This is a genomic window from Curtobacterium sp. Csp1 (assembly GCF_013347185.1).
On the sequence record NZ_CP054594.1, the window covers coordinates 2,543,260 to 2,564,060 of the forward strand.

At 74.0% G+C, this 20,801-nt stretch carries 18 protein-coding genes; 8 read left to right on the forward strand and 10 right to left on the reverse strand.

From position 1 onward, the window contains the following. Nucleotides 1-27: 27 nt before the first annotated feature. Nucleotides 28-1,314, reverse strand: a complete 1,287-nt coding sequence (locus HUN58_RS12190) for an amidohydrolase family protein (protein WP_180225647.1) — start codon at nucleotides 1,312-1,314, stop codon at nucleotides 28-30. Between the two features lie 139 nt (nucleotides 1,315-1,453). Between HUN58_RS12190 and HUN58_RS12195 the strand changes: the two genes are divergently transcribed. Both HUN58_RS12195 and HUN58_RS12200 read left to right on the forward strand, forming a co-directional pair. Beyond that, a complete protein-coding gene (locus tag HUN58_RS12195; RefSeq protein ID WP_141862490.1) occupies nucleotides 1,454-2,071 on the forward strand; it encodes a helix-turn-helix domain-containing protein in 618 nt (205 codons plus the stop codon). Further along, on the forward strand, nucleotides 2,068-3,021 hold the full coding sequence (locus HUN58_RS12200) for a PDR/VanB family oxidoreductase (RefSeq protein WP_114850461.1): 954 nt from the start codon (nucleotides 2,068-2,070) through the stop codon (nucleotides 3,019-3,021). Before HUN58_RS12195 ends, HUN58_RS12200 begins: the two co-directional genes overlap by 4 nt. A gap of 99 nt (nucleotides 3,022-3,120) precedes the next feature. On the opposite strand, the gene HUN58_RS12205 is transcribed toward HUN58_RS12200, so the two are convergent. Then, nucleotides 3,121-4,518, reverse strand: coding sequence for an amidohydrolase family protein (locus HUN58_RS12205; RefSeq protein WP_114850460.1), 1,398 nt, complete (start codon nucleotides 4,516-4,518; stop codon nucleotides 3,121-3,123). A gap of 99 nt (nucleotides 4,519-4,617) precedes the next feature. Here HUN58_RS12205 and HUN58_RS12210 point away from each other — a divergent pair, with 99 nt between their 5' ends. Both HUN58_RS12210 and HUN58_RS12215 read left to right on the forward strand, forming a co-directional pair. After that, entirely contained in the window at nucleotides 4,618-5,403 is a 786-nt protein-coding gene (locus HUN58_RS12210) for a PP2C family protein-serine/threonine phosphatase (protein WP_114850459.1), read from the forward strand. Continuing rightward, nucleotides 5,400-6,485: a BLUF domain-containing protein gene (locus HUN58_RS12215; protein WP_114850458.1), complete on the forward strand. Its 1,086-nt coding sequence runs from the start codon at nucleotides 5,400-5,402 to the stop codon at nucleotides 6,483-6,485. The genes HUN58_RS12210 and HUN58_RS12215 overlap by 4 nt, the downstream gene beginning before the upstream one ends. On the opposite strand, the gene HUN58_RS12220 is transcribed toward HUN58_RS12215, so the two are convergent. Then, nucleotides 6,404-7,006, reverse strand: coding sequence for a hypothetical protein (locus HUN58_RS12220; protein WP_208745534.1), 603 nt, complete (start codon nucleotides 7,004-7,006; stop codon nucleotides 6,404-6,406). The genes HUN58_RS12215 and HUN58_RS12220 overlap by 82 nt on opposite strands. 82 nt (nucleotides 7,007-7,088) lie before the next feature. Between HUN58_RS12220 and HUN58_RS12225 the strand changes: the two genes are divergently transcribed. Both HUN58_RS12225 and HUN58_RS20585 read left to right on the forward strand, forming a co-directional pair. Next, nucleotides 7,089-8,381: an amidohydrolase family protein gene (locus HUN58_RS12225; protein ID WP_208745535.1), complete on the forward strand. Its 1,293-nt coding sequence runs from the start codon at nucleotides 7,089-7,091 to the stop codon at nucleotides 8,379-8,381. 181 nt (nucleotides 8,382-8,562) lie between these two features. Further along, nucleotides 8,563-9,258, forward strand: a complete 696-nt coding sequence (locus tag HUN58_RS20585) for a hypothetical protein (protein WP_229666974.1) — start codon at nucleotides 8,563-8,565, stop codon at nucleotides 9,256-9,258. A gap of 123 nt (nucleotides 9,259-9,381) precedes the next feature. Here the strand turns inward: HUN58_RS20585 and HUN58_RS12235 are convergent, their stop codons facing one another. Genes HUN58_RS12235 through HUN58_RS12245 form a run of 3 tightly spaced genes read right to left on the reverse strand, consistent with a single transcriptional unit; the run spans nucleotide 9,382 to nucleotide 14,044 of the window. Next, complete coding sequence (locus tag HUN58_RS12235; protein WP_208745536.1) at nucleotides 9,382-10,371, reverse strand: XdhC family protein; 990 nt, start codon at nucleotides 10,369-10,371, stop codon at nucleotides 9,382-9,384. Next, the gene (locus HUN58_RS12240) at nucleotides 10,371-13,160 is read right to left on the reverse strand and encodes a molybdopterin cofactor-binding domain-containing protein (protein ID WP_180225648.1); all 2,790 of its coding nucleotides are present in this window, start codon (nucleotides 13,158-13,160) and stop codon (nucleotides 10,371-10,373) included. The genes HUN58_RS12235 and HUN58_RS12240 overlap by 1 nt, the downstream gene beginning before the upstream one ends. Beyond that, a complete protein-coding gene (locus HUN58_RS12245; protein ID WP_180225649.1) occupies nucleotides 13,157-14,044 on the reverse strand; it encodes a xanthine dehydrogenase family protein subunit M in 888 nt (295 codons plus the stop codon). The genes HUN58_RS12240 and HUN58_RS12245 overlap by 4 nt, the downstream gene beginning before the upstream one ends. A gap of 288 nt (nucleotides 14,045-14,332) precedes the next feature. Here HUN58_RS12245 and pucL point away from each other — a divergent pair, with 288 nt between their 5' ends. Together pucL and HUN58_RS12255 are read left to right on the forward strand one after the other, a co-directional pair. After that, entirely contained in the window at nucleotides 14,333-15,274 is a 942-nt protein-coding gene (gene pucL / locus HUN58_RS12250; protein WP_114850451.1) for a factor-independent urate hydroxylase, read from the forward strand. Between the two features lie 11 nt (nucleotides 15,275-15,285). After that, complete coding sequence (locus tag HUN58_RS12255) at nucleotides 15,286-15,900, forward strand: NTP transferase domain-containing protein (RefSeq protein ID WP_180225650.1); 615 nt, start codon at nucleotides 15,286-15,288, stop codon at nucleotides 15,898-15,900. A gap of 245 nt (nucleotides 15,901-16,145) precedes the next feature. On the opposite strand, the gene HUN58_RS12260 is transcribed toward HUN58_RS12255, so the two are convergent. From HUN58_RS12260 to HUN58_RS12275, 4 genes are all read right to left on the reverse strand, one after another. Next, nucleotides 16,146-17,240, reverse strand: a complete 1,095-nt coding sequence (locus tag HUN58_RS12260; RefSeq protein WP_114850450.1) for an alkene reductase — start codon at nucleotides 17,238-17,240, stop codon at nucleotides 16,146-16,148. A 53-nt stretch (nucleotides 17,241-17,293) separates the two neighbouring features. Further along, the gene (locus HUN58_RS12265; protein WP_180225651.1) at nucleotides 17,294-17,506 is read right to left on the reverse strand and encodes a hypothetical protein; all 213 of its coding nucleotides are present in this window, start codon (nucleotides 17,504-17,506) and stop codon (nucleotides 17,294-17,296) included. Nucleotides 17,507-17,555: 49 nt separating this feature from the next. Beyond that, nucleotides 17,556-18,002, reverse strand: a complete 447-nt coding sequence (locus HUN58_RS12270; RefSeq protein WP_180225652.1) for a MarR family winged helix-turn-helix transcriptional regulator — start codon at nucleotides 18,000-18,002, stop codon at nucleotides 17,556-17,558. Between the two features lie 178 nt (nucleotides 18,003-18,180). After that, entirely contained in the window at nucleotides 18,181-20,781 is a 2,601-nt protein-coding gene (locus tag HUN58_RS12275) for an MMPL family transporter (protein ID WP_180225653.1), read from the reverse strand. Nucleotides 20,782-20,801 lie beyond the last annotated feature (20 nt).

A 20,801-nucleotide genomic window follows, 5' to 3' on the forward strand; every position in this document is an offset into this window, starting at 1 on the left:
GTGCGGATCGGGTCGGGGGTGTCGGGGTCAGGCGGGCACGGGCGCCGCGGTCGCGGCGACGGTGGTGCGCACCTCGGTGCGGGCGACGAGCCGCCCGCGGGACAGGACGATGCGGTCGGCCGGGGCGTTCGCGACGGCGTCGGTGACGCTGGTCGCGGCGATCGCGAGCAGGTCGGCTCGCCGTCCGGGGACGGGACCGGCGGCCGGGAGGCCCATCACGCTCCTGGCGGTGTCGCTCACCATCGCGTACGCCTGGTCCGGCGTCACGTGGCCGGCCGTCACGAGCAGGGACGCGGTCTCGAGTGCGTCGCTGCGGCCGACCGGGTTGAACGGGTCGCGGACGTTGTCGGCGCCGGCGGCCACGCGGACGCCGGCCGCCGTGAGCGCCTGGATCGCGGTGAGCCCGCGGGGCGTGGACACCGGGTGCTGCCAGCCCTGCAGGTACAGGTTCGTGATCGGCAGCGTGACGATGCCGAGGTCCGCCGCGGCGACGTCGGCGACGACCTCCGCGCGGCGCTCGGGCCCGAGGGTGCCGAGCCGGACGCAGTGCCCGGCGGTCCAGGTGCGGCCGTCCGTGCCCGGATCACGGCGAGCACTGACGGCGCGGGCGAAGTGGTCGAGCGTGACCGGTCCGTCGAGGTTCTCGTCGGTGTGCAGGTCGACGCCGACCCCGTGCCGGTCGGCCAGGGCCAGCAGCCGGTCGACGTCGGCGAGCGGGTCCTCGGCCAGGTGCGGGGCGCCGCCGACCAGGTCGACGCCGCACGCCAGCACGGCCTCGACGTGGTGGTCGGGGGCGAGCGGTCCGGCCAGGGCCACGAGCTCGAGGTCCATCAGCCCGGCGAGCTCGTCACGGACCCGCACGAGGGCCTGCGCACCGCGCACGGCGGACTCGACGGGGGCCGGGGCGTCGTCGGCACTGCGGCGACCGCTCAGGACGTCGACGTGGCTGCGGACCGCGGTGGTGCCGGCGGCGAGCATGGTCAGCGCTGCGGTGCGGGCGCGGTCGGCGATCTCGTCGACGGTCGTGGTCGTGGCGTGGGCGGACCAGGACGCGATCGCGGCACCGAGGTCGCCGAGCGGCGGGCGGATCGCGTCGGCGCTCAGGGCCTTGTCGAGGTGCGCGTGCGGCTCCGCCGGGGCGGTCAGGAGCAGTCGTCCGGCGAGGTCGAGCGTGCCGTCGACCGAGCCGCGGAGCGTGCCGGCCGGGGCGACCTCGGTCACGGTGTCACCCGAGATCGCGACGTCGACGAGCCGTCCGTCGGGCAGCAGCGCCCCGCGCAGCAGGTCGACCGGACGCGGTGCTGACGAGTCCATGGCGGCCTCCCGGGTTGTGTGAGAATGTTGATCGCATCAACATCTCCGATGCTAGGGCGGGTGTGTTTCCCCCTCGTTTCACGGCGGTTGCCGTGTGTGACACCCGCTCAGACCCGGAACGACACCGAGAGGAGTCCGCGTGAGCACCGCGACCCCCACCGAGAACGACCGCGTCGTCGACGAGCAGACGCAGCGCATCGGCGAGCACATCCGCGCACGTCGTCGCGCCGCCCGGTTGACGCTCGTGCAGGTGGCCGAGACCACCGGCCTGTCCCACCCGTTCCTCAGCCAGGTCGAACGCGGACACTCCCGCGCGAGCATGGTGTCGCTCGAGAAGATCGCCGCCGCGCTCGGCACCACCCAGGTCGAACTGCTCGCCGCCGGCGCCCCCGAGCGCCCGGAGCAGGACGACCGCGCCCCCGAGGTGATCCGGGCGGGGGAGGGCGCCCGCGGGCCGTTCTCGAGCGGCGAAGCGCGGCTGCTCGTGCACGCCGGACCGCACGCCTTCGAACCGCTCGAGTGGACCGGGGACAACACCGACCTCGGCGAGTACTTCGAGCACCGCGAGGACGAGTTCCTCACCGTGCTCGCCGGCGACGTCCTGCTCGACCTCCGCGGACAGGAGCCGCTCCGCCTGGGGCCGGGCGACTCCGCCTACTACCGCGGCGGCACCGGCCACCGGTGGTGCAGCGCGGACGGCAGCCGCTTCCACATGATCGTGGTCAAGGAGACCCCGCGCGCCGGAGTGGTCGCGTGACCGGGGCGCCCGAGCGCCGGCGGCTGCGCGTCGCCGCCCGCCGGACGGTCGCGACCGACGTCGTCGCGCTCGACCTCGCGCCCCTCGACGACCCCGCGCTGCCGGACTGGGAGCCGGGCGCGCACGTCGACCTCGAGGTCGCGCCGGGCACGGAGCGGCAGTACTCCCTGGTCGGCACGACCCCCGAGGGGCACTGGCGGATCGCGGTGCTCCGGGAACCGGACGGGCGCGGCGGCTCGGCGGCCGTGCACGACGGCCTGGCGGTCGGCACCGAGGTCGCGGTCGCCGGTCCCCGCAACCACTTCGGCTTCGACCCGTCCCGCCCCGCGGTCTTCGTCGCCGGCGGCATCGGGATCACCCCGATCACCGCGATGATCGCCGCCGCGGAGCGTGCCGGGACGCCGTGGGAGCTCCACTACGCCGGGCGCACCCGCGACCGGATGGCCTTCGTCGACGACCTCGTCGCGGCGCACCCCGACCGGGTCGCCCTCGCGGTCGCCGACGAGCACCCGCGGCTCGACGTGGTCGGGCTCCTCGCCGAGCCGCGCGACGCCGTCGTGTACTGCTGCGGCCCTCGCGGCCTCATGGACGCGGTCGAGGCCGCGGCCGCGCACTGGCCGGCCGGCAGCTTCCGGGTCGAGCGCTTCGAGCCGGCCGCCGACGTGGACGCCCCCGGCGAGCCGTTCGAGGTCGAGCTCGCGGTCACCGGCGTCACCGTCACGGTCCCCGCCGACCGGACCCTGCTCGAGGTCGCCGAGGAGGCCGGCGCGTTCGTGCTGTCCTCCTGCCGCGAGGGCACGTGCGGCACGTGCGAGACCCCGGTGCTCGAGGGTGCGGTGGAGCACCGCGACACCGTCCTCAGTCCCGAGGAGCAGGCCGACGACCGCAGCATGATGGTCTGCGTCTCGCGCGCGCGGCGCGGCTGTCCGCGCCTGGTCCTGGAACTCTGACGGGGCCGGGGCCGGGGACGGACGGACGGGAGGCGGTGCGCACGACGTGCGCACCGCCTCCCGTCCGTCCGCGTCCCCGACCCGGGTCGGGGACCGCCCCTACGGACGCTCGGTGTCGTCGAGTGCGCCGCCGGTGAGCGCCGAGAGGCGCTCCAGCCCCGCCTCGGCGACCAGCTGACGGGCGAGGGGGCGGGCGCGGGCGACCGCCTCGCGCACGTCCACCCGTGTGACGTCGTGGTCGGCGACGCTCAGCTCGCCGTCGACCCAGACGTCGCGGACCTCACGGCTGCCGGCGACGAAGACGACCGCCTGGTACGGGTCGTGCACGTTCGCCAGCGTGGGGGAGTCGCCGTCGAACACGACCAGGTCGGCGCGCTTGCCCGGCTCGAGCGAGCCGATCTCGGCGTCCATCCGCAGCGCGCGGGCGCCGCCGATGGTCCCCATCTCGAACGCCTCGCGCGCACTCATGGCCGTGGCCTGCAGGTCCCGGACGCGCGCCAGGAGCGCCGCCGTCTTCATCGCCTGCAGGAAGTCCTGCGAGTCGTTCGACGCCGGCCCGTCCACGCCGATGCCGACCGGGACGCCGAGGGCCCGGAGCTCCGCGACCGGGGCGATGCCGCTCGCCAGGATGCCGTTCGCGACCGGGTTGTGGGCGACGCCGACGCCGTTCGACGCGTAGCGCTCGCGGTCCTCCCGGTCGACCCAGACGCTGTGCGCCGCGATCACCGGCACCTGGAACATGCCCGTGGCCTCGGCGTGCCCGATGGCCGTGCGGCCGGTGCGCTGCCGGGCTGAGGTGACCTCCTCGCGGACCTCGTGGAAGTGCACGTGCACGCCGTGGCCACCGGCGACCGCGTAGTCGACGTGCTCCTGCCAGGTGTCGTCGGTGTACCGCCCGATCGACGACACCCCGACCCGGAACGTGCTGTACCGGCTGGCGTCGGCGGCCTCGCGCAGGGCCTCGAACTCCTCGAGGATCGGCGTCGCACCGAAGTCCCGGTCGACGTCCCCGGAGCCGAACGACACCACGCCGCGCAGGCCCAGGTCCTCGAGCGCCGCGACGACCCCGGGGGTCGCCGGCTCGTCGGGCATCGGGTCCGCGCAGAACATGTCGTTCGCGGTCGTGACACCGCTCCGGAGCAGCTGGATGCCCTGCAGCACGGTGCCGGCGTAGGCCTTCTCGCGGGTCATCACCGGGTTGACGCGGCCGATCAGCGCCGTGAGCCACTCCCACAGGGTGTACTGCGAGCCGATGCCGGTGATGAGCCCCTCGCTGAAGTGCCCGTGCGTGTTCACGAACCCCGGGGTCACGACGTCGTACGCGCCCCCGCGGACCGGGGCGTCCGGGTGGGCGGCGGACAGTTCCGCGAAGGTGCCCACGGCGGCGATGCGGTCCCCGTCGAGCAGGACGGCGCCGTCGCGGATCGCGGCGGGGGTGGCGGCGTCGTCCGGTGCTGCGGTCAGCACCCAGCCGGCGCGGATCAGGGTCTGTGACATGGGGCGAACCTAGGGTGCGCGTGTTTCGTGGGTGTCACCGCGGGGTTTCCCGGAGCGTGCCGGGTGCCCCGTCGGAACGGCGGAGCGGTACATTGCGGTGTGGTCTCACTGCAGGACGTCTACGACGACGAGGACGCCGGGCTCGACCAGGCCTCGCGTCTCCGGACCGTGCAGGCTGCGCTGCTGCCGGACGGTCGCGCGGGCACGGGGTGGTCTGCGGCACACGTCGCCCGGGCCGCTGCGGGGGTGTCCGGCGACCTCGCACAGTGTGCGACGGCCCCGGACGGCCGCAGCCTGGTGGTCACGGTCGGCGACGTGATGGGCAAGGGCGTCCCGGCGGGCTTGCTGGCCGCCCACCTGCTCGGCGCGCTCGACGCCCTGGTCCGCGAGACCCCCGGCGTCGCGGTGGAGGGGGCGGAGGGTGCCGTGCGGGGCCGGTTGGAGCGGGCCTCGGCGTTCGCCACGCTCTTCCACGCCCGACTCCGCCTGGCCGACGGCGCACTCGAGTTCGTCGACGCCGGCCACGGGTTCGCCGCGATCGCCCGCACGGACGGCTCGACCCGGCGCATCCCGTCCGCCGACCTGCCGATCGGGCTGCAGCCCCGGGGCTTCCCGCGGTTGCCGCGGCACGACGCGCTCGGGCCGGGCGACGTGCTGCTCGTCGCGTCCGACGGGATCCTCGAGCTCCCCGACGCCGACTTCGAGACCCTGACCGCGCTCGCCCGGCGGCTCGTCGACGCGCCCGCGCTCGACGACACGCTCCGGGCGTTCCTCGACGACGTGCCCGCAGTCGTGGGCGACGACCTCACGGTGCTCGCGGTCCGACGTGACGTGGACCCCGCCACCGCAGCAGCCACGACCGATCCTGACGGAGCCGACCGATGACCCTCCGCTGCCTCGTCTTCACGACCGCACGCACCGGCCGACTGAGTCACGACGACCTCGCTCACCTCGTCTCCGTCGAGCGGGCGAGGAACGCCGAGCTCGGCATCACGGGGGTGCTCGCACTGCACGACGCGAACGTGCTCGGGATCGTCGAGGGCCCCGCCGACATCGTCCGGCAGCGCGTGCACGAGGTGGCCGCCGACCCGGCGAACGTCGACGTGCAGGTCCTCCTCGACGACCCGGTCGAGGAGCGGTCGTTCGACGACTGGACGATCGCGTTCCGGACCGACGACCCCGCGGTGCACGCGACCCCGGGCTACGTGGACCTGTTCGACCCGGAACGACCGGCGGACCCCGCAGCCGAGACCTCGCGGGCACACGCCCTGCTGGAGTGGTTCCGCAGGACCCCGCCCGAGCAGCTCTCGACCCGTCGGTCGAGCGAGCCGGTCCGCACTCGCGTGCTGCAGGGGGCGATCGGCGTCCTGCGGGACGTGGGGCCGTCTCGCTGCACGTCCGGCCTCGTCGCCGAGCGGTCCGGCGTGTCCGAGGAGACGGTGACGGCGCACTTCCCGACCACGCCGCACCTGCTCGCTGCGACGCTCGCGACGTGGCTCGAGCAGGTGACGACGCCGCTCGCCCCGCTCGCCGCGACCGAGGGGACGGTGCCGTGGCTGCGTGCGCTCGTGGTGGCGTTCTCGGCTGACCCGGCACTCGACCGCCTCATCGTCTCCGCACTCGCCCCCGCTGCCGACCCGGGCGAGGCGGCCGGTGAGGCGTTCCTGGTGAGCTACCGCGCGTTCCGATCCTCGATCCAGCAGGCGTTGGCGCACGACGTCGCGACCGGACGGGAACCGTCGACCACCGACCCGGTCCGCGGGGCGCACCAGCTCCTGGCGCTCTTCGACGGGTTGCGGATCCAGAACCTGTTCGACCCCGACCCGGACATCGCCACGTCCTTCGCGACCGCTGCCGAGCAGTTGCGGACGGGATGGGCGACGGGTCAGGGGGCCGGCGAGGGCGTGCCCGTGGCGAGTTCGCCGAAGTCGCCGTCCGCGCACGGTGACCCACCGTCGATGCTGTAGCCCCCCTCGGCCGACGAGAGGAAGTCGATGCTGGTGACCGGACCGCCCCGTCCGGACACCCCGAGGTCCGGGTCGTCGCCACCGCTGCGGTACCGCTTCGTCGTGATACCGAGGCGCTGCCAGAACGCCTCGACCCTGCGGAGATCGTCCTCCGGGTCGTCCGAGCCGGGCCGCTGCGCGATGTACACCCACGTGACACCGCCCGGGTCCTCGGCATCGCCGGACCCGTCGGAGCCCGGGCACAGACCGAGTCGCGGCCCGCTGAGGACCTTCCAGTCCCCGTCGACGATCGCCGCGGTGCGGTCCACCACGTCGGTGACCGACCGTCTCGCGGCGTCCGACGAGACGCCGCGGTGCAGGGATGCGCCGGACTCCACGGGTTCTCCTCCTGCACAAGCAGTCGACAGCGACATCGTCAGGGCCACGACCACCGCCGCGCCGATGCGCTTCGAGAGGATGCCGAGCATCGACCGCGCCACGACACCGTCCGACCCGAGACCACCCACGTCGTCCACCCCCATCCGACCTGGTGCGAGCGTACACAGGCACCCCCGAGGCATCCGCCGTCACGCCCCGGAAACAGGCGGCTGCTAGAACCGTCGCATGCTGACCGTCACCGGTGCCCGCCGTGTCCTCGTCGACCCCCGCACCGAACGGGACGGTGACGTCGTCGTCGACGACGGCAGCGACCTCGAGACCACGCTCGACGCGTCCGGATGCGTCGTGACGTCCGGCCTCGTCAACGCCCACCACCACCTGCTGCAGACCGCGTTCCGGACGCTGCCGGGCACGCGCGGTGTCCCGATGGCGGACTGGCTCCCGACGATGGCCGCGGCGTACGCCCGGGCGGGGCACGATCCCGAGCTGTACGGACTGGCCGCGTCCGCCGGAGCCGCGGAGGGCCTCCTGTTCGGCGTCACGACGATCGCCGACCACCACCTGAACTGGCCCGCGGACGCGACCACCGACGACACCGTGGTGCTTGCGGGCGCGACGGTCGACGCCGTCCGCGGGCTCGGCGGACGGCTCGTGTTCGTCCGGGGGTCGGCACGCGACGACCCGGAGCATGCCGCCGCGTCGGCGGACGCGATCGCCGGGCGGCTGCTGCACGAGCGCGCCGTCGGCGGGGTGGATCCGGACGGACGGCTCCAGGTCGCGGTGGGGCCGGCCGGGGTGCACTCGGACGGTGAGGCGACCTTCCGGGCGCTCGGCGAGGTCGCGGCGCAGCACGGGTTGCGCCGGCGGACCCAGGCGAACGAGCAGGTTGACACCGCCATCGCCCTCGAGCGGTACGGGCGGCGGCCGCTCGACCTGCTCGAGGAGTGGGGGTGGCTCGCACCGGACGTGACGATCGCGCACCTGTGCGACGTCACCGCCGACGAGGTCGCCCGGCTCGCGGACGCCGGGGTGAGCGCGACGCACGCGCCGGGGTGCGACGTGCCGATGGGGTGGGGGATCGCCCCGGTCGCGGCGCTCGCCGACGCGGGGATCCCGGTGGGCCTCGGGACGAGCGGAGGCGGGAGCAACGACGCGGGGCACCTGCTCGCCGACGGCCGGCTGGCAATGCAGGTGTCGGCGCTCGTCGGGCAGCAGCTCCCGGCACGGCAGGTGCTCGGGATGATGACCGAGGGGTCGGCGGCGGGACTCGGACGCCCGGAGCTCGGGCACCTCGGTGCGGGCTCCGCGGGCGACCTGTGCGTGTGGGACGTCTCGGGCGTCGCGGACGCAGGCGTTGCCGACCCGGTCGGCGGGCTGCTCTGGGCGTCCCCGGGGCGGCGGCCGAAGCACGTGGTCGTCGGCGGGCGCGTGGTCGTCCGGGACCACCGGCTCGTGACGGGGGACGAGCGCGAGATCGCGGCGCGGCTCGCGGAGCGCCTGGCGCGCACGCCGGTGTGACGGCGGCGGGCCGTCACGCGCCCGGATGCGGGACACCCGGGATGCACGAGACGCCTCCAGGTGTGCGAGACGCCCCCGGATTCGGCGGCGCCTCGCGCGCTCGGAGGCGTCTCGGCGGGACGGCGACGCCCCGCGCCCCCGCAGCCCGCCGCCGCCGCGACCGCCCTGGCAGGATCGGAGCGTGCTGACCGACCAGGCGATCGTCGCCGCGCTCCGGGCCGCTCCGCCACGGGACGGCTACCGGTGCTCCGACGTCCGGGCCGAGGGCGGTGTCCTCGGCGTGACCTTCTCGCACTCGGGAGCTCCCTCGGCTCGGCTCGAGGTCCGCCTGCCCTCGACCGGTGCGCCCCAGTGGTGGCTGTTCGCACCACCGGAGGACGCCGACGACTGGGTGAGCCAGTTCCTGGTCTGGACGGACGAGGAGGTCCACACGGACGGCCTCGGCGACAGCCGGGAGCGTCTCGACGTCGACGGTGTGAGCCACGTCGTCCCCACGAACTACGGATGGCAGCTGTCCGACCCGCGGGAGCACGCCCGGCTCACCGTGCTCGCCGGACCCTTCGGCTGGCACGACGGTGGGCGGACGACCTGGCCCGACGGCTCGCGCTCGGTGCCGGCGGAGTGGGAGCTCGAGGTCGACGGCGAGCGCTTCCTCGTCAGCGTGCGGGGCAGCAGCACGCAGGTCACGTGGCTGACCGGGCCGAACCCCGGCTACGGCTTCGGCGGGACGCTCTCGTCCTCCGCCCCGGGACCAGCGCCCGACGAGCTCGCTGCCACGAACCTCCGGCTGTGCGCGGACGACGAGCGGATGCGCAGCGACCTCCGTTCCTTCCTCGCGGAGATCGACCCCGACACCGGGTACGTGCGCGACGACTGACGCCCGCGGGCGCTCGCCAGAGCGGGCGGGACGGAGAGCGGGACCGGGCGTACCTGGGCGGGACGTCCGACCAGGTACGCCCGGAACGACCAGGCACGCCCGAGACCGGCCCCGTCCCACCGCTCAGCCCGCCGCCACCGCCCGCCGGTGGATCGGCCCCGCCCCGCCGGCGAGCGCCCCACCCGGAGCACCCCGACGCACGGCGATCACCTCGGCCATGATCGCGACCGCCATCTCGGCCGGGGTCTCCGCGCCGATGTCGAGCCCGATCGGGGACCGCAGCCGCCCGAGGTCCGGCGTCCCGAGCGCGCGCAGCTCCGCCGTCCGCCGTTCGTGCGTCGCACGGGAGCCCATCGCCCCCACGTACCCGGCACCGCGGCGGAGCGCGAGGTCGATCACCGCGGCGTCGAACCGGTCGTCGTGCGAGAGCACCACGACCACCGTCGACGCGTCGATCGGCAGCCCCTCGAGCACTCGCGTCGGCCACCCCACGATGCGCTCGTCCGCGGCGGGGAAGCGCTCGTCGGTCAGGAACACCGGCCGCGGGTCGACCACGGTCACGGCGTGCCCGAGCACCGCCGCCGCGTTCGTCACGGCGACGGCGGACTCCACGGCCCCGACGACGATGCACCGCGGCCGGGCGTCGGCGCGCTCGACGAACACCCGGCCGCGGCACCCGTCCGGCGCGGTGACGACCGCACCGAGCGTGTCGGGCTCGAGCGAGACCGTGAGCGACGTCGGCACGCCCGACGCCGCCCGTCGCAGGACGTCCACGACGGGGTCGCTGGGGACGATCCGGCGCACCAGGACCTCGACCCGGCCCCCGCAGCGGAGCGCCGGCGCCCACACCGCGTCGGGATCGTCCGGGTCGTCGTCGAAGCCGAAGCGCTCCAGTACGGGCACGCCGTCCGCGAGCACCTGCTCGGCCGTCACGAACAGCGCCCCCTCGACGCAGCCCCCCGAGATCGTCCCGACGACCTGGCCGCCCGGCAGGACGGCCATCGACGTCCCCACCCCGCTGGGCGCGCTGCCCGACATCGCGACGGCCGTCGCGACGACGACGGGGTCGCCGCCGTCGAGCACGGCCAGGAGGCGCGGTGCCAGTTCGAACACTACGCACCCCCGGCGTCGGTCCGGTCCACGGCCGCGTCCTGGAGGAGCGCCCAGACCCGGTCACGCGTCATCGGCAGGCGGTACGGCCGGACGCCGAGGGCGTCCCGCACGGCGTTCGCGACCGCCGGCGCGACGGGGTTGTACGGCGCCTCGCTCATGGACTTCGCGCCGAGCGGTCCGAGCGGGTCCGAGGTGACGGCGAACCGGACATCGGTGCGCGGCACGTCGGAGATCTTCGGCACCCGGTAGGAGCGGAACGCGTCGGTCGTCACCCGACCGTCGTCGTCGAGCACGACCTCCTCGTACAGCGTCGAGCCGATGGCCTGCGCGGCACCACCCTCGACCTGTCCGCGCAGCTGCTCGGGGTTCAGGACCGTGCCGGCGTCGACGGCCTGCACGCTGTGGAGCACGCGGACCTCACCGGTCGGCCGGTGCACCGCCACCCGGGCGCCGTGCACCGTGAAGGCCAGCGAGCGCGGGGTGCCGTCGTGGCTGCCGTGGGCGACGAGCGGTCCCTCGGCGAGCAGTTCGGCGTGCCCGACGAGCTCGTCGCCGACCCGCACCCCGTCGGGCAGCACGGCGACCGCGGGGCCGAGCGGTCCGACGGCGGCGCGTGGCGTCCGGGCCGCGACGAGCGTGAGCGCCCTGCCGGTCATCTGCTCGTGCAGGTCGAGCGCGGCGGCGTACAGCGCCTTGCCCGCGACGACCATCCCCGCCGACCCGAACGCACCCGTGTCGTACCGGGCGGCGTCGGTGTCGGACTGGTGCACGTCGACCCGGTCGGGCGTGGTGCCGAGCGCCGTCGCGACGAGCTGGGTGTGCACGGTCGTGGTCCCGTTGCCGAACTCCGCCGTGCCGACCCCGATCCGGTAGCGGCCGTCGGCCGTGGCCTCGACGGACGCGTGCGCGTGGTGCCCGCGGGGCGGCATCGTGGCGATCGCCGCGAGGGCGATCCCGGTGCCGTGTGCCCAGTCGCCGGAGTCGTCGAGCACGGGCCCGTCCATCGCGGGGACCTCGGGCAGGGGTGCGCGGAGGGCGTCCTCGACCAGGTCCAGGCACTGGTCGAGGCCGTAGCTGCCCTCCCAGCGCAGGTCGTCCTGTTCGTCGGGGTCGGTGACGACGAGAGGGTCCCCCGGCACCACGACGTTCCGGCGGCGCAGCTCGAACGGGTCCAGGTCGAGGCGACGCGCGAGCTCGTCCATCGCCGACTCGATCGCGAAGACGACCTGCCCGAGGCCGTACCCGCGGAACGCCCCGGACGGCAGGTTGTTCGTGTAGACGGACTCGGCGTCGACCCGCTTGACCGGGCAGCGGTACACGGCGACCGACTCGCTGACCGAGTGGAACATCACGCCGACGCCGTGGTTGCCGTACGCACCCGTGTCCATCGTCTGGTCGACGTGCATCGCGGTGAGCCGGCCGTCCACGTCGGCGCCCAACCGCACCCGCACGCGCATCGGGTGCCGCGTCGGCGCGATCGTGAACTCGTCGCGTCGGCTGAACTCGTACTGCACGGTCCGTCCGGTGCGGAGCACCGCGAGCGTCACGAGGTCCTCGGTGAGCATCTCCTGCTTGCCGCCGAACCCGCCGCCCACGCGCTTGGCGACCACGCGCACCCGGGCCGGGTCGAGACCGAAGACGTGCGCGATCTCGTCCCGCACCAGGAACGGGACCTGCGTGGCGGTCCGCAGCACGAGCCTCCCGTCCCGGTCAAGCGATCCGCGGGTCGCGTGCGTCTCGAGCGCCGCGTGCGAGACGCGACCCGTCGACCACGTGCCCTCGACCGTCGCCGCGGACGCGGCGAGGGCACCCTCCAGGTCCCCGGTTCCACCGTGCAGGGCGGCGACGACGTTCCGGTCCGGCTCGGCGATGCGGTGCTCGGCGGTGGTCTTGTCGCCGTGCAGCAGCGGTGCACCGGGGAGCCGCGCGGCGTCGACGTCGTGCACGCTCGGCAGCACCTCGTACGTGACCCGGAGCAGGGCGCAGGCCTGTTCCGCGATCCGGACGCTCTCCGCGACGACGGCCGCGACGCGCTGTCCGCGGAACCGCAGGACGGGGTCGAACACGCGGGTGTCGTCGGGGTCGTCGAGCCGGGAGTCGTGCCGCCCGGTGGAGAACAGCACACCGGGGTCGTCCCGGTGGGTGAGCACGGCGTGCACGCCCGGGAGCGCCTCGGCGGCGCTCGTGTCGATCGCGGTGACGCGGGCGTGCGGGTGCGGGCTGCCGAGGACCGCGAGGTGCAGGAGCGCCTCGGTCCGGCGGACGTCGAGCGTGTACTCCTCGTCGCCGGTGACGATGCGCATCGCCGCGGGTGCCGCGACCGAGGTCCCCACGGCGTCCCCGGCCGTGGCGCAGGCGGTGTTGCGGACCCCGTCGAGGGCGTCCTCGATCGCGCGGTACCCCGTGCACCGGCACAGGTTCCCCTTGAGCGCCCGGTGCCGGTCGGTCAGCTGGTCGTCGTCGAGCGTCGACGCCGTGACGACGTACCCGGCGGTGCAGAACCCGCACTGGAAGCCGGGCGCCTCGGCGAACGCGCGCTGCACGGGGTGCGGGTCGGCGGCGGTGCCGAGGCCAGCGGCGGTGGTGACCGTGCGGCCCTCGAGCCGGTGGGCGGGCGTGATGCAGGAGTGCACGGGGACGCCGTCGAGCAGGACCGAGCAGGCACCGCAGTCACCGGCGTCGCAGCCCTTCTTCACCGCGGTCACGCCGTGCTCGCGGAGCAGGGTGCGGAGGACCTGGCCGGGCTGCGGGGTGGTCTCGAGGGCGGTGCCGTCGACGGTGAGCCTCATCGGGCGCCCCCGGCTCGACGGTTGCCGCTGTGCCCGGTCGCGCCGGCCTCGGCGACGAGCTCCGCGGCGAAGCGGCGCGAGACCCCGCGTCGCCAGGTGGGGGAGCCGTGCGGGTCGTCGTACCAGTCGTCGTGGCCGGCGAGGACCGCGTCCACCGCGGCCGCAGTCGGGACGGTGTCCCAGCGCAGCACGAGCGGGCGCGGGACGCCGCCGGTGACGACCAGGACGAAGCCGGCACCGGTGGCTGTGCCGGCACCGGTGCCGGTGTCGGCGTCGCGGTCGGTGCTGCTCCACCGTGCGGTGACGAGCGTCCCGGTCCGGCCGTGCGGGCTGAGCGACACCCGGCGGAACCCGGTCTCCTGGCGCAGCGCCGCGGCCGGCACGTCGAACGCACGGACGACCTCGCCCGGGGCGAGCGTGGTCGAGCGCGGTCCCGTCACGAGCTCGGCGACCGGCACCCGGCGCTCCCCGCCGTCCGTCGTCCACACCACGGCCGTCGCGTCGAGCGTGACGAGCAGCGCCGTCACCGCGCCCGCCGGCAGCGCCGTCGCGACGTTGCCGCCGACGGTCGCCGCGTTCCACACCTTGAAGGACGCGAGCAGGGCGTTCACACACCGGTCGACGAGCGGCCAGGCGCGCCAGTTGGGCTCCGGGGTCAGCCGCAGCAGCGCCGCGAGCGTGCACGTCGCGCCGAGCCGCAGCCCGTCCGGGGTGCGCTCGGCGTCCGGCCAGCCGAGGCCCGTCAGGTCGACGAGGCCGGTCGTGCCCGGCTGCTCCTCGGAGTACAGCCAGGTGCCGCCCGCGAGGGGCTGCTCACCGGGGGCGAGCGCGAGGTCGTCGCGGTGCGACGGTGTCCGCACGGTGCGGACGGAGACGAGGTCCATGAGGGGGTCCGATCAGGGTGACGGTCGACGGGTCGGGTGTCGCCGCCGGCCGTCGACCGTGCGCGATCATGCCGCGGTTCCACGCCCCATGGGCAGACCTGGACGCCGCTCGGGGTGCGGACGTGCGCGCCACGGGGCCTCCTCGGGTCGGATCGGTTCGTGGCGGCAACGCTAGGGAACCGGTGTTTCAGCGTCGTTACGGGCCAGCGACGCCCGGGTCACGTCCGGTGCCGGAACCCGTGACCTGATCGACGCACCCCCGAAACAACCGGGTGTCATCGTCGCCGCATGGACACCACCGCCACCGCAGCCCCCGTCACGACCTCCGTCCGCCTCGGCGCGAACCAGTACGGCAAGGCCGAGGTCCGACTCGTCCGGGTGACCCGCGACACCGACCGGCACGAGATCGAGGACCTCACCGTCACGACGCAGCTGCGGGGCGCGGCGCTCGCCGAGTCCTACACGGAGGGCGACAACGCGAAGGTCGTCGCCACGGACACGCAGAAGAACACCGTCTACGCCTTCGCGAAGGAGCACGGCGTCGGCACCCCCGAGGACTTCCTGCTCCGCCTCGGTCGGCACTTCGCGACGGCGTTCGACTGGTACGACGGCTCGACGCTGTCCGCCGAGCAGCACGCCTGGGAGCGCATCGCGGTCGACGGCCGGGAGCACGACCACTCGTTCGTCCGCTCGGGTCGGGGCACCCGCACCGCCGTGGTGCAGGTCGACGGCGACGACGTGCACGTGCTCGCCGGTGTCACCGACCTGACCGTCCTGAAGTCGACCGGCAGCGAGTTCCACGGCTTCCCCCGCGACGGCTACACGACCCTGGCGGAGACCGACGACCGGATCCTCGCGACCTCGGTGACCGCCCGCTGGCGGTACACGCCCGAGGCGGTCGCCGCCGGCATCGACTACGACGCCCTGTACGCCGGGGTCCTCGACCGGATGCTCGCGACCTTCGCGGACCTGCACTCGCTCGCGCTCCAGCAGACCCTGTTCGCGATGGGCCGCTCCGCGATCGAGGCGTTCCCGGAGATCGCCGAGGTGCGCTTCTCGATGCCGAACAAGCACCACTTCCTCGTCGACCTCGCGCCGTTCGGCCTCGAGAACCCGGGCGAGGTGTTCTTCGCCGCCGACCGCCCCTACGGCCTGATCTCCGGCACGGTCGCGCGGGACGGGGTCGCCGAGGCCCCGGCCGCGTGGGCGTCGGTGCCCGCCTTCGTGTGACCGGCGACCCCGTGCCGGAACGGCGCCGCGTGGTCGGGGTCGTCCTCGCCGCGGGTGCCGGCACCCGGATGGGCACGCCGAAGGCGCTCGTGCGGAGCCCGGACGGCGTGCCGTGGCCGACGCTCGCGGTGGACGCCCTGCGCGCGGGCGGCTGCGCCGAGGTCGTCGTGGTGCTCGGTGCCGCCGCCGACCGTGCACGGCCGCACGTCCCGACCGCTCCCGACGTTCGGGTCGTCGTCACCGAGGACTGGGCGGCCGGGCCGGGGGCGTCGCTCGCCGCGGGGCTGCGTGCCCTCGGCGACGAGGACACCTCCTGCGTCACCCTCGTCGACCTGCCGACGCTGCCCGCCGCGGTCGTCCGGCGCGTGCTCGGGCCGGGGTCAGACCGCCACGTCCTGCGGCGGGCGGTGTTCGGGGAGCGGCCGGGTCACCCGGTGCTCGTCGGTCCGGCGCACCGCGCAGCGCTGCTCGCCGCGGTCACGGCCGACCCGGGGGACCGGAGGGCGGGTGCGTGGTTGCGGCGGGCCGGCGTCACCGGGGTCGAGTGCGCCGACCTGTGGGACGGCGAGGACCGGGACCGGGACCGTGATGGTTCCGAGTGTCCCGTCCCATCGCAGCTGCCGTAGGAAGCCGAACCGCGCATGGTCGGTCGTTCCTCCCGGCCTGCAACGCGCGGATCAGCATCCGATGCGCGGATCGTCCTCCTCCGCGCGGTTCGGCAGGGCGGGTGGCGGAAGCGACCGGGAGACGGACGGGAGGCGCGGTGCCGGCTGGCACCGTCCTCCCTCGCAGGCTCGGTCGGCGCGCCCCGCGCAACGCTTCGCGTTGCCGCTGAGCGGGGCGCGCCCGTCCTGTGCTGTGGTCGCGTCGACTACGCGGCCTGCTCCTGGGACTCGGCCAGCGTCGGGTAGTCCGTGTACCCCTCGGCGGTCGCGCCGTAGAAGAGCTCCGGGCGTGGCTCGTTGAGCGCCGCGTCCTGCTCCCAGCGCTCGGCGAGGTCCGGGTTCGCGATCGCGGCACGGCCCACGGCGACGGCGTCCGCGAGGCCACCGTCGAGCAGGGTGATCGCCTCGTCGCGGGTGGTCATGGAGGAGAAGCCCGAGTTGGCGATGAACGGCGCGCCCGCGGTGCGGCGGACGTGCTGCACGAGCTCGCTGCCCGGCTCCGCGTTCAGGACGTCCACGAAGGCGAGCCCGAGGGGCGCCAGGCCCTCGGCGACCGCCGTGTAGGTGGCCAGCGCGTCGGCGTCGTCCTCCTCGAGCACGCCCTGGATGTTGTGCTGCGGCGACAGGCGGATGCCGACGCGGTCCGCGCCGATCGCCTCGGCGACCGCCGCGGTGACCTCGACGGCGAAGCGCGCGCGGTTCTCCGGGGAGCCGCCGTACTCGTCGGTGCGGGTGTTCGACACGGGGGAGAGGAACTCGTGCACCAGGTACCCGTTGGCGCCGTGCACCTCGACCCCGTCGAGCCCCGCCGCGATCGCGTTGCGGGCGGCGCGGACGAAGCCCTGCACGGCCTCGCGGACCTCGTCGGTGGTGAGCTCGTGCGGGACCGGCATGTCGGCCTTCGAGCCGTCGGCCAGGTGCGTCTGACCCGGGGCGGCGATCGCGGACGGGCCGACGATGCGCGGGGTGCCGGAGATGTCGGTGTGCGACACACGGCCGCCGTGCATGAGCTGCATGACGATGGTGCCGCCGCGCTCGTGGACGGCGTCGGCGACGCGGCGCCAGCCGGCGACCTGCTCGTCGGTCTCGATGCCGGGCTGGCCGGGGTAGGAGCGGCCCTCCTGCACGGGCCAGGTGCCCTCGGTGATGATCATGCCGAGCGAGGCGCGCTGGGCGTAGTGCTCGACGAGGAGGTCGTTCGGGACACCATGGGCCCCGGCGCGCGTCCGGGTCAGGGGTGCCATGACGATGCGGTTGCGGAGGTGGAGTGCGCCGAGGTCGGCGGGTTCGAAGAGCTTCACGGCTCCGTTGAACCACGTGTTGCCGGGTGCAATTCCCCGGGCACGGCAGATGCTCAGCGACCGGGGCACACGAGCCTGCTCGAGCGGACCTGTCCCTCGGGGCGGATCACCGTGTGCTGCGACAGCGGCTGGTGGCAGATCGGGCACGGACGGTCCACCGAGCGGTCGTCGACGCCCTCGGCGTGCCCGGCGCCGATCTGCGACGGGCCCATCTTCTCGATGAGCGTGCGGTTCCAGCGGTCGTACCAGCTGCCGAAGCGACCCACGGCCCGTCCTTTCGTTCGTACACCAACCATTGTGGCACGAAGGAGTTCGTCAGTCGAGGGTGTCGACCCGACCGAGCAGCTCGGTCAGGTCGTCCTTGAGGCGTTCCAGCCGTTCGAGTGGCCAGCCCAGCCGGTCCGCCACGGCGAGGGGGACCGCGCGCGCCTGTTCCCGGAGGGCACGGCCGGCGGTGGTGAGCGACACCTCGAGCTGTCGTTCGTCGGCGGTGCTCCGGGCCCGGCGGACGTACCCGGAGGCCTCGAGCCGCTTGAGCAGCGGGCTGAGGGTGGCCGAGTCGAGGCGGAGCTCCCCGGCGATCTCGCGCACCGAGCGGGGGTCGTGCTCCCACAGGGCGAGCATCACGAGGTACTGCGGGTGCGTCAGGCCCATCGGGTCGAGCAGGTCGCGGTAGAGCCCGATCACGCTCCGGCTCGTCGCGGCGAGGGCGAAGCAGAGTTGGCGGTCGAGCGCGAGCGGGTCGACGTCGGTCGAGGTCATGCGTCCACGGTACTTCGTGCGCGAACGGTCGGCGAGGTTCGAGCCCATCGCAGCCGACGTGGGATGACGAACCGCGCGAAGGGGGCCGGAACTTCCTGCCTCCCTCGCGCGGATCGGTCACCCATGCGCGGATCGGTCACCCACGCGCGGATCGGTCACCCACGCGCGGCTCTGCGCCCTACGCGCGGTGCGTCGGCGTGTGTCCCTCGTGCGGGTTCGCGTCCGGGGCGACGTCCGCCGCGTGCGACCCGCGGTGCTCGGCGTCGCCGTGTCCGCGGCCGTCCGTCGGGTGCGAGCGCTCCAGGCTCGCGCCCTCGACGTCGACGTCCGGCAGGATCCGGTCGAGCCACTTCGGGATCCACCAGGCGCTCTTCCCGAGCAGGTGCATCACCGCCGGGATGAGGAGCATCCGGACCACGAAGGCATCGATCAGCACGCCGAACGCGAGCCCGAAGCCGATCGGCTTGATCGTGGAGGAGTCCGAGAAGATGAAGCCCGCGAACACCGAGATCATGATGATCGCGGCGGCCGTGACCACCGCGCGGCCGGCGTGCAGCCCGCGCTGGACCGCGACCTTCGCCGAGGCTCCGTGGGCGTAGGCCTCCCGCATGCCGGACACCAGGAAGAGCTGGTAGTCCATCGCCAGGCCGAACAGGATGCCGATCTCGATGATGGGCAGGAAGCTCAGGATCGGCGCCGGGTCGTGCACGCCGAACACGGAGCCGAGCCAGCCGAACTGGTAGATCGCGGTCAGGCCGCCGAACGAGGCGAGCACGGACAGGATGAACCCGGCCGTCGCGGTGATCGGCACGAGGAACGACCGGAACACCACGATCAGGATGATCAGCGACAGGCCGACGACGACCGCCAGGTACAGCGGCAGCACGTTCGAGAGCTTCTCGGACACGTCGATGTTCGCGCTGGCGTTGCCCGCGACGCCGAGGGTGACCTTGCCGTCGTCGGTCGACACCGTCTGCTCGCGCAGGTCGGTGACGAGCCGTTCGGTCGAGATGCTGTCCGGGCCGCCGGCGGGCTTCACCTGGAACGCGATGATGTCGCGGTCCTTCGAGGCGCCGATCGGCAGCACGGCCTGCACGTCGGAGTTCTTCGCGATCGCCTGGCCGATGGTGACCTCACGTGCGGTGACGTCGTCCTCCGACACCGACTTCGGCAGGTCGGCGACGACGAGCAGCGGGCCGTTCTGTCCGGCGCCGAAGTCGCGGTCGAGCGCCTTGTACGCCTTGTACTGGCTCGAGTCGACGGACTCGGACGCACCCGAGGGCAGGCCGAGGCGCATCTGCGTCGCCGGGATCGCGACCACGCCGAGCACGAGGACGCCGGCGACGAGCGTGACGACCGCGCGCCAGGTCGACATCGGCTTGTTCGGCACCCGGATCGAGCCCGTGTTGCCGATCCGCTGCCGCTCCTTCCTCCGCAGGATCCGCATGCCGAGCAGCGAGAGCAGCGCCGGGGTGAACGAGGTCGCGATGAGGATGGCGAACAGGACCGCGACCGCGCCGACGGTGCCCATCAGGCCGAGGAACGGGATCCCGGTGATGTTCAGCGCGAGCAGGGCGACGATGACCGTCGTGCCGGCGAACACCACGGCGTTGCCGGAGGTGCCGTTCGCGAGCCCGATGGACTCGTGGACGTCCATGCCGGCCTTCAGCTGTGTCCGGTGCCGGTTCAGGATGAACAACGAGTAGTCGATGCCGACCGCCAGGCCCAGCATCACCCCCAGCACGGGCGTGACCGAGATGAACTCGACCAGGCTCGAGAAGGACAGCGAGGCGAGCGTCGCGACCCCGACGCCGAGCACGGCGGAGAGCAGCGGGATCGCGGCACCGATGACCGTGCGGAGCATGAGGAACAGCACGAGCGCCGCGATGATGACGCCGACGATCTCACCCGGGCCGAGGATGGACGGCACACCCTGCGCGATGTCGTTCGAGACGTACACGGCGACGCCGTCGATCTTCGCCGACCCGGCCTTGTCCGAGATCGCCTGCTTGGTCTCCTGCGGCACCTCGTAGGTCGACTTCGTGAACTGCACGGTGCCGATCGACGACTGGCCGTTCGACGACACGAAGCGGATGTCCTTCGACAGGTCGAGCAGGTCGGAGCCCTGCTCGAGCTCCTGCTCGCTCGTGTTCAGCTTCTGCTCCGCCGCCTGGATCTGCTGCTCGCCCGAGGTGATTTGCTGCTGCTGGGCGTCGATCTGCGCCTGCGCCTGGGCGAGCTGCGCCTGAGCGGCTGCTGCTGCGGCACCGCCGGCGGCCTCGGCCTGGCTCTTCTTCGCGTCGAGCTCCTGCTGCGCGGCGGCGATCTGCTGCTTGCCGGATGCCAGCTGCGCCTGCTGCTGCTCGATCTGCGCGCGGCCGTCCTCGATCTGCTTCCGACCGTCGGTGATCTTCTGGCGCTGCTCGTCGAGCTGGTCCTGCGTCGTGAACCCGTCGCGGACGCCCTTGACCCCGTCGAGGTCCTTCAACCCGTCCAGGAACGACTTCACGTCGGCCTTCTGGGTGTCCGTGAAGGCCTTGCCGTCGGTGGTCTGGAACACGATCGTCCCGTTGCCGCCGTTCGCCGACGGGAACTTGTCGGCGAGCTCGTCCTGCACCTGGCTCGTCTTGGTGTTCGGGATCGTGATCGACGACGAGATCGACCCCTGGAACAGGCTGAAGGTGAGCCCGGCGATGCCCATGATGACGATCCAGGCGATGATCACCAGCCAGTGCCGTCGTGCGGAGAACCGTCCGAGACGGTAGAGGAGACCGGCCATGCGGCTGCTCCGTCCTTTCG